Raw genomic sequence first — 14,182 nt, forward strand, 5'->3', positions numbered from 1 at the left:
TTCGCCCGCAAGCCGGTCTCGCTCCCACAGGGTTCAAGTCGCTCACAGAAAGAGGGCCCAACTCAAATCCTGTGGGAGCGAGCCTGCTCGCGAAGGCGTCAGCCGCTTCACCACCGCATTCAAAATAATAAGAGAACCTGAAGATGCCCGTACCCGATCCGTTCCGCGAAGGCCTGGCCCGCGGCTGGAAAACCTACAACGGTTCACAACTGACCCAGGACCTGACCCTCGAAGCGGACGTGGCCATCATCGGCAGCGGCGCCGGTGGTGGGACCACAGCGGAAATCCTCAGCGCCGCCGGCTACAAGGTGCTGCTGATCGAAGAAGGCCCGCTCAAGACCAGCAGCGACTTCAAGATGCTCGAAGACCAGGCGTATACCAGCCTCTACCAGGAAGGCATCGGCCGCATGAGCAAGGACGGCGCGATCACCATTCTTCAGGGGCGCGCGGTGGGTGGCACGACGCTGATCAACTGGACTTCCAGCTTTCGCACCCCCGATCCGACCTTGGAACACTGGGCCAGGGAGCATAACGTCAAAGGCCACACATCGGCGGAGATGGCGCCGTGGTTCGAGAAAATGGAACAACGTCTGGGCGTAGCTCCCTGGATGGTTCCGCCGAACGCCAATAACGACGTGATCCGCAAAGGCTGCGAAAAGCTCGGCTACGCCTGGCATGTCATCCCGCGTAACGTGCGGGGCTGCTGGAACCTCGGCTACTGCGGCATGGGCTGCCCGACCAATGCCAAGCAATCGATGCTGGTGACGACCATTCCCGCCACTCTGGAAAAGGGTGGCGAACTGCTCTACCTCGCCCGTGCCGAAAAACTCTCGATCATGGACGGCAAGGTCACTGGCCTGCAATGCGTGGCGATGGATGAGCGTTGCGTCGCCCCCACGGGCAGGACTATCACGGTCAAGGCCCGGCATTACGTGCTCGCCGGCGGTGGCATCAACAGCCCGGCGCTGCTGTTGCGCTCCGACGCGCCCGATCCGCACAAGCGCCTGGGCAAACGAACGTTCCTGCACCTGGTCAACATGTCCGCCGGCCTGTTCGATGAGGTGATCAATCCGTTCTACGGGGCGCCGCAGTCGATCTACTCCGACCATTTCCAGTGGCAGGACGGCACCACCGGCAGGATGTCCTACAAACTGGAAGTGCCACCGCTTCACCCTGCGCTGGCCACGACCCTGCTCGGCGGCTTCGGCAAGGAAAACGCCCGGCACATGGAGCACCTGCCCCACACTCATGCGATGCTGGCGTTACTGCGCGACGGCTTTCACCCGGACAGCCCCGGCGGCAGCGTCGAGTTGCGCGGTGACGGTACGCCAGTGCTCGACTATCAGGTTTCACCCTACGCCTGGGACGGTTTGCGCCGCGCTTTCCACAGCATGGCCGAGATCCAGTTCGCTGGCGGCGCCAATGCGGTGATGCCAATGCACACCGACGCTCGCTACGTGAAGACCTTGGCCGAAGCTCGCACGCTGATCGACGGTTTGAGCCTCGAGCTGTATCGCACACGGCTGGGCAGTGCCCATGTGATGGGCGGTTGTGCCATGGGTGAAGATCCTGAAAACGCCGTGACCGATAGCCTTGGCCGACATCATCAGCTAGGCAATCTGTCGATCCATGACGGCTCGCTATTCCCCACCAGCATTGGGGCAAACCCGCAATTGTCGGTCTATGGTCTGACGGCGCAACTGGCCAATTCCTTGGCCGAACGTTTGAAAAACCCATGAAAACGGAGAATATTGCGATCGTCTATAGTGCTTTCTTACTCAACAGGCGACTTGGCCCACCGGGAAGGCTGCGATACCATCCGACTCCCCAACGGACTCTCGCCAGGACGACGCGATGAACCGAGTGTTGTACCCAGGTACCTTCGACCCTATTACCAAGGGCCATGGCGATCTGGTCGAACGCGCCGCGCGCCTGTTCGATCATGTGATCATCGCCGTCGCCGCCAGCCCGAAGAAAAACCCGTTGTTTCCCCTGGAACAGCGTGTGGCACTGGCACGCGAGGTCACTAAACATTTGCCCAACGTAGAAGTCGTCGGCTTCTCATCGCTGCTGGCACACTTCGCCAAAGAGAAGAACGCCAACGTGTTCCTGCGTGGTTTGCGAGCGGTGTCGGACTTCGAATACGAATTCCAGCTGGCCAACATGAACCGCCAGCTGGCACCGGATGTGGAAAGTCTGTTTCTTACCCCGTCCGAGCGTTATTCGTACATTTCCTCGACGCTGGTGCGTGAAATCGCAGCCTTGGGCGGTGATATCGCCAAGTTCGTCCACCCGGCGGTGGCGGACGCGCTGACCGAACGCTTCAAGAAGTAATACCGAACTGTAGGAGCCGGCTTGCTGCGGGCGGCGTTCCGACGAAGGCGGTGTATCCGGTACACCGCGTTGCATTGATCGCCAGGCCGGCTCCTACAGTACGTCGCGCCTGCGTGCACTGCGGGCGCCAATGCGGCACAATTGTACGCATTGATTTATTGCGCCCGGGTCTTCCGCCCTGGCTGGAGTTAGCATGTCCCTGATCATCACCGACGATTGCATCAACTGCGACGTCTGCGAACCCGAGTGCCCGAACGCCGCCATCTCCCAGGGCGAAGAGATCTACGTGATCGACCCGAACCTGTGCACACAGTGCGTCGGCCACTATGACGAACCTCAGTGCCAGCAGGTTTGCCCGGTGGATTGCATTCCGCTGGACGAAGCGCATCCGGAGACTGAAGAGCAGTTGATGGAGAAGTACCGGAAGATTACCGGCAAGGCTTGAATATTGTGGTGTCTGTCCTGACGCCATCGCGGGCAAGCCCGCTCCCACATGGACCGCGCAACCCCTGTGGGAGCGAGCTTGCTCGCGATTAGGCCATCAGCCACACCGAATATTCAACTGCCTCACTCCCGCTGCTCAAACCCCTCCCCGATACACCCCAGGCACCGCACAAACGCCGCTTTCGCCGGGTCGACCACCAACGCCTGACCGGCATCGCCAACGCCGCCACCCAGCGCGGTGAACGGCAACGACACCACAAACACCCCGGCGCCGATCACCGTCGCCGCGACCAGCAAGGGTCGGGCGATCAGCAAATCGCCGATCATGGCGTACGCGGGGGGATTCTGGATGGTGTAACGCGGGTCGCCGCTACCCGTGTTCGCCGCCAGCACGGGCGTACCGACACTCAGCAGCAGAACGACGGCAAGGGTTCGAAACAGGTTCATGGCACGGTCCTTCGGCTAGGCAGTGAGTACTGACTATAGCCCCAGGGACCTGTCAGCTTTGACAACGCGGGCAAAACACGCTGGCGCGCTGCCCGAGCTTTACTTCCCGCAATTGCGTTGCGCAGATCTTACAATGCTCATTACCGCGACCGTAAACAAACAATTCCTGCTGGAAGTAACCGGGTTGACCGTCACCGCCGATAAAGTCGCGCAATGTGGTGCCGCCGCGCTCGATGGCGTGTGCAAGGATGCGTTTGATCTCTATCGCCAGCTTCAGATAACGCGCCCGGGAAATGCTCCTCGCCTCCCGGCGCGGATCGATGCCGGCGGCGAACAGTGCTTCGGTTGCGTAGATATTGCCGACACCGACCACGACCGCGTTGTCCATGATGAACGGTTTGACCGCCATGGAGCGTGCACGCGACAGCTGGAACAAGCGGTCGCCGTCGAACAGGTCGGTCAACGGTTCCGGCCCCAGGCGAATCAGCAATTCGTGGTTGAGCGGATCGAGACTCCAGAGCATCGCGCCAAACCGGCGCGGGTCGGTATAGCGCAGGGCCAGCCCCGATTCCAGCTCGATGTCCACGTGCTCATGCTTGGCCGCCGGCATGCCGGCTTCTACCAGACGCAAATTGCCCGACATCCCCAAATGACTGATGAGCGTGCCGACTTCGGCATTGATCAGCAGGTACTTGGCGCGCCGTTCCACCAACACGATGCGCTGGCCGGACAGCCGCACATCGAGGTCTTCAGGGATCGGCCAGCGCAGACGGCGCTCCCGCACGATGACCCGGCTGACGCGCTGGCCTTCAAGGTGCGGCGCAATCCCGCGGCGGGTGGTTTCGACTTCCGGCAGTTCAGGCATGGGGCTCTCGAATCAGGCTGTCGCTCAGCGGTGAGCGCCGAGGTCGCGAATCGTTTGTTTGAGGGTCTCGAAGTCGTAGTCCGAGAGGCCGACGTAATCGAGAACCAAGGGCCCGATGCTGTTCCACTCGTGGTCCTCGGTCTGGTTGCCCAACACCCGATAGGACGCACAGATGTGCTCGGCCATTTTCAGGATCCCCAGCAGGCTTTTCAGCTGGCTGTTGCGCGATGACTCATCGGTGAAGATCGCCAAGGCATTGTGGTGATTGGCGATGGCAGCGGTCACGTGCTCCGGCAGGCGCCAGGACTTGGCCGTGTAATAACCGACCACTGCGTGGTTAGTGTTGAACATCCGGTTCTCGGTGTCCACCACCCGGCATTCGGCACCGGCGCTGGCGTAGGCCTCCTCCAGAACCCTCATGTAGTTCGGGAAACGCTGGAGCATCAAGGGTACGCCACAATCGTGGAACAGGCCCAGGGCGTACGCTTCATCGCCGGCCTGGGCTCCGATGCGCTTGGCCAGGGTCAGGCAGGTCATCGCCACGTCCTGGGCGGTGTCCCAGAAACGGTTCAAGGTGACGATGGTGTCGTCGTTCATTTCGCCTTTGATCGACTGCGCGTTGATCAGGTTGATGATCGAACGGCTGCCCAGCAGATTCACCGCCCGCTTGATCGAGGCGATCTTGTTGCTCAAGCCGTAATACGGTGAATTGACGATTTTCAGCAATGATCCAGAGAGGCCCGGGTCTTGGGAGATCAACCTGGCGATCACGTCCAGATCCGGGTCGGGCATGTATTGCTCCATCTGCAAATCCACCATGATTTGCGGTTGGGCCGGCACGCTGATGCCTTGCAGGGACTGTCTGATCTGTTCGGTGGTCAGCTCTTGGAACATAAATACGCGCTCTGGGTCAGGCGGCGATTCTAACCTTTATGAAGTTGGATCCGACATACTGGCGGGCAAATCGCAGTTGATATTGTTGCGTTTAATCGAGGGTTGATCAGCGCTTTGTCTGCGTAAAATTCGAAACCGCTTTCGCGAGCAGGCTCGCTCCCACAGTGATCTGCGTCGCACACAAATGATGTGTTCACTGCCGATCCATTGTGGGAGCGAGCCGGCTCCGGGCGGCGTTCCGACGAAGACGTCATCCGCGTTTCATCGCCCACCCAGCCCGTCACCCGCCGCAACACGCTATACTCCCGCTCTTTTTTCCGGAGCGACGTCATGTCCCTGCCTAGCCTGCGCCTCAAAGCCAACGCCGACCGTCGCCTGCGAAACGGCCACTTGTGGGTCTACAGCAACGAAATCGATGTCGCCGCCACGCCCTTGCACGGTTTCAAGCCCGGTGATCAGGCGATCCTCGAAGCTGCCGGTGGCAAGCCGCTGGGCATCGTCGCCATGAGCCCGAACAACCTGATCTGCGCCCGCCTGCTGTCGCGCGACATCAAGTTGCCGCTGGACAAATCGCTGCTGGTGCATCGCCTGAACGTGGCCCTGTCCCTGCGCGAGCGCCTGTTCGACAAGCCGTTCTATCGCCTGGTCTACGGCGATTCCGACCTGCTGCCAGGCCTGGTGGTCGACCGTTTCGGCGACATCCTGGTGGTGCAGATCGCTTCGGCGACCATGGAAGCCCATAAAGAAGACGTGATCGCGGCGCTGACTCAAGTCATCAAGCCAAGCGGCATTCTGTTCAAGAACGATTCCGCCGCACGCGATGCCGAAGGCCTCAACCGCTACGTCGAAACTGTGTTCGGCCTGGTGCCGGAGTGGGTCGCGCTGGAAGAGAACGGGGTGAAATTCGAAGCGCCCGTCATCCAGGGCCAGAAAACAGGCTGGTTCTATGATCACCGCATGAACCGCGCACGCCTGGCACCCTATGCCAAAGGCAAACGCGTACTGGACCTGTACAGCTACATCGGCGGCTGGGGCGTGCAAGCCGCCGCGTTCGGCGCCAGTGAAGTGTTCTGCGTCGATGCTTCTGCCTTCGCCCTCGACGGCGTCGAGCGCAACGCGGCACTGAACGGCTTCGCCGAGAAAATGACCTGCATCGAAGGCGACGTGTTCGAAGCCCTGAAAGAACTGAAAGCCAGCGAAGAACGCTTCGACGTCATCGTCGCCGACCCTCCTGCATTCATCAAACGCAAGAAAGACATGAAGAACGGTGAAGGCGCCTACCGTCGCCTGAACGAGCAAGCCATGCGCCTGCTCAGCAAGGACGGGATCCTGGTCAGCGCTTCCTGCTCGATGCACCTGCCGGAAGACGATCTGCAGAACATCCTGCTGACCAGCGCCCGTCACCTGGATCGCAACATCCAGATGCTCGAACGCGGCGGCCAGGGGCCGGATCACCCGGTTCACCCGGCGATTGCTGAAACCCGTTACATCAAGAGCATCACCTGCCGGTTGTTGCCAAACAGCTAACAACACGGACCTCCTGTAGGAGCCGGCTTGCCGGCGAAGGCTTCCTCATGGCCGCTGCCAAGCCTCAAGGCCGCACCGCAGCTCCTACAGCAGTTTCAGAAGGGTCCTACACCCACTCGCATTGACTTCCCCTTTCATCAAATCAATCCTCGGTCCCCCCTCACGGATCGAGAGTGCTGTTGATGACTCACGCCCTGCATGCCGCCGAAAAGTCGTCCATCATCCTGTTGCTGATGACGATGACGTTGCTCGCCGTATTCCCCCTCGATGTCGTCCTCCCTTCCTTCCCGGCCCTCTCCGACCATTTCCAGACCCCGACCTCGGATATCGCTTTATCAGTCAGCATCTTTGCCATCGGCCTGGCGTTTTCGCTGCTGTTGATCGGGCCGTTGTCCGACATGTACGGTCGCAAGAAGCTGCTGCTGGGGGGCATAGCATTGGCCGCAGTAGGTGCAACGGGTTGTTTATTGGCCAGTGACTACGCCTGGTTTCTGGGTTTTCGGGTGGTTCAGGCAGTGGGCTGTGGAGCGTTCGCCTTGTCTCAGGCGCTGCTCCAGGATCTGTTCGCCGGCCGGGAGCTGGAACGCTTGCGGATCTGGATGGCAACCGCCGGTGGCATCTTCATTTCCTGTTCACCCTTGATGGGCACCTGGCTGCAGTTGCATCTGGGCTGGCGGGGCAGCTTTTATGTATTCATCGCCCTGGCGATTTTTGTCTGGCTGAGATCCTGGTTCCTGTTCAAGGAAACTCGCAGCAGCAGCCCGTTGCCCAAGCGATTTTTTGGTACCTATTGGTTGCTCTGTTCCGACATTCGTTTTACCGGTTACTGGCTGATTTCCGCGCTGGCCTTCGCCTGCCATTTCTCGTTTATCGTCATTTCGCCGATCGTCTTCATGGAACGCCTGAACCTGTCGACTTACCAGTTCGCCTGGGCGCTGGCGCTGTATGGCGCGGCCTATGTGGTCGGCGGGATTGTTGCCAGCCTCTTGCACCGCCGGCTGGAAGGCGACACCCAGATCATCATTGGCCTGGGCGTGATCGCGCTGTCGGGGCTGGTGATGCTGTTGTTGGTCTGGCTGTTCGGCCTGTCCGTCGCCACGGTTCTGATCCCCATGTTGATCTGCACCGCCGGCACCACCATCTGCCGGCCCATCGCCAACTCAAGGGCGATGAGCCTCTACCCACAACACGCCGGCACCGCTACCTCCGCCGGCAGCCTGTTTGTTTTCATGTGTGGCGGCCTGATCAGCATCGTGATCAATCTCGCGTCCGAGGGACTGACCACAGCCCTGGCCTTGTGCTTCTTGACCTTGAGTACCGCGGGTCTTGGCTTGAATGCGTTGATTACACGTCGGCATCAGGCGCTGGCCAGCGGGTGATGCATGCCAGTCGTCATCCTTCACGCTGCGTGAACGACGGATCAACGGCTTCCGGCATTCCCTCCTGACGCCAGCCGTGTAGAATCGCCACATTCATCGCCAGTCATCCCCCGGCGGGTTTATGAGCTCAAGCTGAAGCGCGCGGCGATCCCGCAAAGTTATCGGCAACTTCCGGACACACGGCCATTTCTGAGTGTTCCAGACGTCAATAGAAGCTCACTTCCCTTTTGATACCTGATTAACCGCCCGGAGTGCTTCATGCCTGATTACCGCTCGAAAACATCCACCCACGGCCGCAACATGGCCGGTGCCCGCGCATTGTGGCGCGCCACGGGGATGAAAGATGACGACTTCAAAAAGCCGATCATCGCCATTGCCAACTCCTTCACCCAGTTCGTACCGGGCCACGTCCACCTCAAGGACCTCGGCCAACTGGTCGCCCGCGAAATCGAACGCGCTGGCGGTGTAGCCAAGGAATTCAACACCATCGCCGTGGATGACGGCATCGCCATGGGCCACGACGGCATGCTGTATTCGCTGCCGAGCCGCGAGATCATCGCCGACTCCGTCGAGTACATGGTCAACGCCCATTGCGCCGATGCGATCGTCTGCATCTCCAACTGCGACAAGATCACCCCAGGCATGCTGATGGCCGCCCTGCGCCTGAACATCCCGGTGATCTTCGTCTCCGGCGGCCCGATGGAAGCCGGCAAGACCAAACTGGCCAGCCACGGTCTCGACCTGGTCGACGCCATGGTGATCGCCGCCGACTCCAGCGCTTCTGACGAGAAGGTTGCAGAGTACGAGCGCAGCGCCTGCCCGACGTGCGGCTCGTGCTCCGGCATGTTCACCGCCAACTCGATGAACTGCCTGGTTGAAGCACTGGGCCTTGCATTGCCGGGCAACGGTTCGACCCTGGCCACCCACAGCGACCGCGAGCAGCTGTTCCTGCAGGCCGGCCGCACCATCGTCGAGCTGTGCAAGCGTTACTACGGCGACAACGATGAGTCGGTGTTGCCACGCAACATCGCCAACTTCAAGGCGTTCGAAAACGCCATGACCCTGGACATCGCCATGGGCGGTTCCACCAACACCATCCTGCACTTGCTGGCCGCGGCCCAGGAAGCCGAGATCGAGTTCGACCTGCGTGACATCGACCGTCTCTCCCGTCACGTGCCGCAACTGTGCAAGGTCGCGCCGAACATCCAGAAGTACCACATGGAAGACGTGCACCGTGCCGGCGGGATCTTCAGCATCCTCGGTTCCCTGGCCCGCGGCGGCCTGCTGCACACCGACCTGCCGACCGTACACAGCAAGAGCCTGGCCGAAGGCATCGCCAAGTGGGACATCACCCAGACCGACGATGAAGCGGTGCATCACTTCTTCAAGGCCGGCCCGGCGGGCATCCCGACGCAAACCGCGTTCAGCCAGTCGACCCGTTGGGACACCCTGGACGACGACCGTGAAAACGGCTGCATCCGCAGTGTCGAACACGCTTATTCCAAGGAAGGCGGCCTGGCCGTTCTCTACGGCAACATCGCGCTCGACGGCTGCGTGGTGAAAACCGCCGGCGTCGACGAGTCGATCCACGTCTTCGAAGGCAACGCGAAGATCTTCGAAAGCCAGGACAGCGCCGTACGCGGCATCCTCGCTGACGAAGTGAAGGCCGGCGACATCGTGATCATCCGTTACGAAGGCCCGAAAGGCGGCCCGGGCATGCAGGAAATGCTGTACCCGACGTCCTACCTGAAATCCAAAGGTCTGGGCAAGGCTTGCGCATTGCTCACCGATGGTCGTTTCTCCGGCGGTACTTCGGGCCTGTCCATCGGCCATGCTTCGCCGGAAGCGGCTGCGGGCGGTGCAATCGGTCTGGTGCAGGACGGCGACAAGGTGCTGATCGACATTCCGAACCGTTCGATCAACCTGTTGATCAGCGATGAAGAAATGGCTGGGCGTCGTGCCGAGCAGGATCAGAAGGGCTGGAAACCGGTGGAGAAGCGTCCACGTAAGGTGACTACAGCGTTGAAGGCCTATGCCTTGCTGGCGACCAGCGCCGACAAGGGTGCTGTGCGTAACAAGGCGATGCTTGATGGGTTGTAATTCTTAACCGTCGAACATAAAGATGCCCCGCCAAGTGCGGGGCATTTTTTTGCCCGCGTTACTCCTGCGGGTCTAGGTTATCCAGCGCCTGATTCACCGCCAGTTCGCCCAACATGATGACCTGGGCGATTCCCAGCATCGTGCTGCGTTGAGAGCCTTCCAGCAGGCCGGCGAAATCGCTGGCCATGACATTGGCCGAGGCGAGGGATTCGCAGGCGTGGGCCAACAGGGTTTCGGTGTCGAGGCCCGGTGCGATGACGAATGTTCGGCTGGGTTTGCGGGGGGTGGCGTTGATGTGGGCGGACAAATTGTCGATGTCCGGTGGATCGGGGGTAATTTTCAGCATTGATGAATCTCCTGGAAGTAAGGAGGCATCACCTTCGCTACCAAACGAAAGGTGGCGGCCATACGCAGGTTGGTAGACCGGTCCAGGGAGCCGGCGCGCTCGAAAGCACCCTACGCATGACCACCATAAAAGCAGAGACGAAAAACCTGCCAAAGGTGTAGTCATGCGCCTGGAAAATCCGGGCTACCAAACCCGATCGCTGAAGGGCAGCGACGCGGAGAAGATAGAACCCGCCAAACAGGCGCACAAGTCGGCGGATTCTGAAGTAGTCGTAGTCCCTTACGCAAGAATGCGTAGGTTGCGACTGTAAGGAAATGTCGTTCAAGCGGAGTCCTTCATTGCACCGACGGGCGTCATCGCGAGCAAGCTCGCTCCCACAGGGGATCTTCGGTGTTCACACAGTCTGTGTTTCACCCGAGACCCTTGTGGGAGCGAGCCTGCTCGCGATGGAGGCGCCGCGGTCTTACTGGATCTCTTGCGGTGTGACGATCACCCAGTTCTTGTCCGCCGTCACCGCCAACCCTTCCTTGGCCTGGGCCGCAGCGTGCTTGGCCATCATGCCGTTAATCTGAGTCATGTACTTGTCTTTGCGGTTGACCCACAAATGGATGCCGCCCTTGGCCACGTCAACGCTGTGGAACAGCATGTAACCGTCGCTGGTCGGGGTGTCGCCGGCAACGAGAACCGGTTTTTTCCACTCATCGATGTACGTCAGGATCGCCGCTTGCTTACCCGCCATCCAGGTCGCCGGGGTCCACAGGTACGGGGTCAGTTCGAGGCCAAGGTTGGCTTTTTCGTCATACTTGCCGGCGGTGATCTGCTTGCGGGCCGTGGTCAGCTCGCCGGACTTGGGGTCCTTGAGCAGCATGGTCACGCCGATCACGTTCTGCGGTTTTACGTTATAGCCATACTGCGGATCCGACGCGACCATGCGCACCAATTCTTCGGAGGCGGCGGTCATCACGTAGACCTCGATGCCGTTCTCCATCAGCTTGTTGTAGAGCTCTTTCTGACCGGTGAAAATCTTCGGTGGGTTGACGTCGATGGTCTTGACTACGTCGCCCTCGTAATAGGTGCTCGGCACCGGCTTGCCGGACGCCATCAGCTCGTCGACATAGCCCTTGAGCTCTTTGAGCGTGAAGCCGGAGAAGACCTGGGCGACCCATGGGTAGCAGACCATGTCGTCGAGTTCGCAGAGGCGATAGTAGTAGCTGAACAGACTTTCCTTGTGCTCGGCGGTGTCCTTGAACGGAATCAGTTTCAGGGAGGGATCGAGTTTGTCGCGGGTGATCAGGCCCTTGTTTTCCATGAACGGCAGCAACGACTCTTCGAGGTCGTAGCGGTAACTGGTGTTGTCCATGTCGAACACCGCATAGTTACCCTTGTTGGCGTTGGCGGCGATCATCGCGTCCAGCGCCTTGGCCTGATCAGCCGGCCAATGCTTCAAATCCGTGGCGAATACCTGGCCGACAAGGCCCAAACCCAATCCCAGTGCGACAGCCAGAAATTTCGGTGCGAGCTTCATCGGCATGCTTCCCTTATTGAAAGACCCTGATTCCAAGATATCCACGCTAACAAATTAGTGTGACAGCCCCCGCCTGCCTGCGACCGCTCACGTCCCTATTGCGTCAACTGCATCCCTGAGAGCGACATCCGCTTATTCCAAAAACGACAGTAATCAGACTTTTTTGATATTAATTCATTAGATATCAAGCTGTTAGGCTTGCCGGTTCGCAGCTGCCCCGGAAGGTGGCTGGCACAAGTCTTTATCGGAGTTCTCATGAATCTGCCGCTGATCCTCAATCTGCTGGTGTTCCTCGCGTTACTGTTTGGCCTGGCACAAACCCGCCACACCACCTGGAGCCTGGCGAAAAAAGTCCTGCTCGCGCTGACGCTGGGTGTGGGTTTCGGTGTCGCTTTGCACACGATTTACGGTGCCGGCAACCCGGTGCTGAAGGCCTCGATCAGCTGGTTCGACCTGGTGGGCAACGGTTATGTACAGTTGCTGCAAATGATCGTCATCCCGCTGGTGTTCGCCTCGATCCTCAGTGCCGTGGCCCGTCTGCACAACGCTTCGTCGTTGGGCAAGATCAGTTTCCTGACCATCGGCACGCTGTTGTTCACTACCGCCATCGCGGCGCTGATCGGTATTGGTTTGACCAACCTCTTCGGCCTGACCGCCGAAGGTCTGGTCGCCGGCACTCAGGAAATGGCCCGCCTGCAAACCATTCAGACTGACTATGCCGGCAAGGTCGCGGACTTGAATGTGCCGCAGCTATTGCTGTCGTTCATCCCGCAAAATCCGTTCGCCGATCTGGCTCGAGCCAAGCCGACGTCGATCATCAGCGTGGTGATCTTCGCTGCATTTCTCGGGGTCGCCGCGTTGCAACTGCTCAAGGATGACGTCGAGAAAGGTCAGAAAGTGATCAATGCCATCGACACCCTGCAAGCCTGGGTGATGCGTCTGGTGCGCCTGGTGATGAAATTGACTCCGTACGGTGTATTGGCGCTGATGACCAAGGTAGTCGCCGGTTCCAACCTGCAGGACATCATCAAACTCGGCAGTTTCGTGGTGGTTTCCTACATCGGCCTGGGTCTGATGTTTGTAGTCCATGGCCTGCTGGTATCGGCCGCCGGAATCAACCCGCTGCGTTTCTTCCGCAAGATCTGGCCGGTGCTGACGTTTGCCTTCACCAGCCGTTCGAGTGCCGCGACCATTCCGCTGAGCATCGAAGCGCAGACCAGCCGCCTGGGAATTCCACAGTCCATCGCCAGTTTCGCTGCCTCGTTCGGCGCGACCATTGGCCAGAATGGCTGTGCCGGCCTGTACCCGGCGATGTTGGCGGTGATGGTGGCGCCGACCGTGGGCATCAACCCGCTGGATCCGCTGTGGATCGCGACGCTGGTGGCGATTGTGACGCTGAGCTCGGCCGGGGTGGCCGGGGTCGGTGGTGGTGCGACGTTTGCCGCGCTGATCGTGTTGCCGGCGATGGGCTTGCCGGTGTCACTGGTGGCGTTGCTGATTTCGGTCGAGCCGCTGATTGATATGGGGCGCACGGCGTTGAACGTGAGTGGGTCGATTGCGGCGGGGGCGATTACCAGCCAGGTGATGCAGCAGACGGATAAAGAGTTGCTGGATGCGGATGAGCATTCGGAGTTGGCTCACGCCTGAATTTTTTATTGCCTGAGCGGGCCTCTTCGCGAGCAGGCTCGCTCCCACAAGGGTTCGGAGGTGTTCACACAACGTGTGTTTCACCGCAAAACCACTGTGGGAGCGAGCCTGCTCGCGAAGCTTTTAGGCTTTTTCCCAAACCTCAAAGTTGAACGCGGGCTTGTCGCCTTCGGCCGGATTCGGGGTGTTGGACACCAGCGTCCATTTCTTCAAATCAAACTCCGGAAACCACGCATCCCCGTCCGGACTCAACGCCACACGCGTCAGATACAGCCGATCCGCCTGCGCCATTCCTTGCGCATACAACTGTGCCCCACCAATCAACATCAATTCATCGACGCCCTGCTCGTTCGCCCATGCTTGCGCGCGAGCAATGGCGGCCTCCAGCGACGGATAAACCTCGGCGCCTTCCAGCACCAGGTCCGCCTGACGGCTGACCACGATGTTCAACCGGCCCGGCAGCGGACGACCGAGGGAATCCCAGGTCTTGCGCCCCATGATGATCGGCTTGCCGAGGGTGGTGGCCTTGAAGTATTTGAAGTCCCCCGGCAAGTGCCAGGGCATGCTGTTGTCGACGCCGATCACGCGGTTTTCACCGAGGGCTGCAATCAGGCTGAGGGGGAGTGATTTAGTCATGCCGGCGAGGATACCAGAGCCTCCCGTACCCCGATAAG

13 protein-coding genes are annotated in these 14,182 nt (G+C 60.0%); 7 read left to right on the forward strand and 6 right to left on the reverse strand.

What is annotated here, in order from left to right; genetic code table 11:
• The first annotated feature begins 143 nt into the window (after positions 1-143).
• From ACA067_RS31095 to ACA067_RS31105, 3 genes are all read left to right on the forward strand, one after another.
• On the forward strand, positions 144-1,739 hold the full coding sequence (locus ACA067_RS31095) for a GMC family oxidoreductase (RefSeq protein ID WP_497459873.1): 1,596 nt from the start codon (positions 144-146) through the stop codon (positions 1,737-1,739).
• 115 nt (positions 1,740-1,854) lie between these two features.
• On the forward strand, positions 1,855-2,334 hold the full coding sequence (coaD, locus tag ACA067_RS31100; RefSeq protein WP_497459874.1) for a pantetheine-phosphate adenylyltransferase: 480 nt from the start codon (positions 1,855-1,857) through the stop codon (positions 2,332-2,334).
• Between the two features lie 193 nt (positions 2,335-2,527).
• Positions 2,528-2,779, forward strand: a complete 252-nt coding sequence (locus ACA067_RS31105; RefSeq protein ID WP_003195146.1) for a YfhL family 4Fe-4S dicluster ferredoxin — start codon at positions 2,528-2,530, stop codon at positions 2,777-2,779.
• A 122-nt stretch (positions 2,780-2,901) separates the two neighbouring features.
• Here ACA067_RS31105 and ACA067_RS31110 read toward each other — a convergent pair whose 3' ends face one another.
• Genes ACA067_RS31110 through ACA067_RS31120 form a run of 3 tightly spaced genes read right to left on the reverse strand, consistent with a single transcriptional unit; the run spans position 2,902 to position 4,930 of the window.
• The gene (locus ACA067_RS31110; protein ID WP_497459875.1) at positions 2,902-3,225 is read right to left on the reverse strand and encodes a multidrug transporter; all 324 of its coding nucleotides are present in this window, start codon (positions 3,223-3,225) and stop codon (positions 2,902-2,904) included.
• A gap of 52 nt (positions 3,226-3,277) precedes the next feature.
• Positions 3,278-4,090, reverse strand: a complete 813-nt coding sequence (gene mutM, locus ACA067_RS31115; RefSeq protein WP_497459876.1) for a bifunctional DNA-formamidopyrimidine glycosylase/DNA-(apurinic or apyrimidinic site) lyase — start codon at positions 4,088-4,090, stop codon at positions 3,278-3,280.
• A 24-nt stretch (positions 4,091-4,114) separates the two neighbouring features.
• Positions 4,115-4,930 carry an HDOD domain-containing protein gene (locus tag ACA067_RS31120; RefSeq protein ID WP_497462873.1) on the reverse strand — a complete coding sequence of 272 codons (816 nt, stop codon included), beginning with the start codon at positions 4,928-4,930 and terminating at the stop codon, positions 4,115-4,117.
• A gap of 384 nt (positions 4,931-5,314) precedes the next feature.
• On the opposite strand from ACA067_RS31120, the gene ACA067_RS31125 reads away from it, so the two are divergent.
• The 3 genes from ACA067_RS31125 (at position 5,315) to ilvD (ending at position 9,990) form a co-directional block, all read left to right on the forward strand.
• Complete coding sequence (locus ACA067_RS31125) at positions 5,315-6,511, forward strand: class I SAM-dependent rRNA methyltransferase (protein ID WP_497459877.1); 1,197 nt, start codon at positions 5,315-5,317, stop codon at positions 6,509-6,511.
• A 182-nt stretch (positions 6,512-6,693) separates the two neighbouring features.
• A complete protein-coding gene (locus ACA067_RS31130; RefSeq protein ID WP_497459878.1) occupies positions 6,694-7,890 on the forward strand; it encodes an MFS transporter in 1,197 nt (398 codons plus the stop codon).
• A 258-nt stretch (positions 7,891-8,148) separates the two neighbouring features.
• On the forward strand, positions 8,149-9,990 hold the full coding sequence (gene ilvD, locus ACA067_RS31135) for a dihydroxy-acid dehydratase (RefSeq protein WP_497459879.1): 1,842 nt from the start codon (positions 8,149-8,151) through the stop codon (positions 9,988-9,990).
• Between the two features lie 58 nt (positions 9,991-10,048).
• Here ilvD and ACA067_RS31140 read toward each other — a convergent pair whose 3' ends face one another.
• Positions 10,049-10,336, reverse strand: a complete 288-nt coding sequence (locus ACA067_RS31140) for a DUF6124 family protein (RefSeq protein ID WP_497459880.1) — start codon at positions 10,334-10,336, stop codon at positions 10,049-10,051.
• 463 nt (positions 10,337-10,799) lie between these two features.
• Entirely contained in the window at positions 10,800-11,861 is a 1,062-nt protein-coding gene (locus ACA067_RS31145; protein ID WP_497459881.1) for an HAD family hydrolase, read from the reverse strand.
• A 255-nt stretch (positions 11,862-12,116) separates the two neighbouring features.
• Here ACA067_RS31145 and ACA067_RS31150 point away from each other — a divergent pair, with 255 nt between their 5' ends.
• Entirely contained in the window at positions 12,117-13,508 is a 1,392-nt protein-coding gene (locus ACA067_RS31150) for an L-cystine transporter (RefSeq protein ID WP_497459882.1), read from the forward strand.
• Between the two features lie 123 nt (positions 13,509-13,631).
• On the opposite strand, the gene ACA067_RS31155 is transcribed toward ACA067_RS31150, so the two are convergent.
• The gene (locus ACA067_RS31155; protein WP_497459883.1) at positions 13,632-14,144 is read right to left on the reverse strand and encodes a dihydrofolate reductase; all 513 of its coding nucleotides are present in this window, start codon (positions 14,142-14,144) and stop codon (positions 13,632-13,634) included.
• Positions 14,145-14,182: the final 38 nt, after the last annotated feature.

Source organism: Pseudomonas sp. LBUM1674, assembly GCF_059695635.1.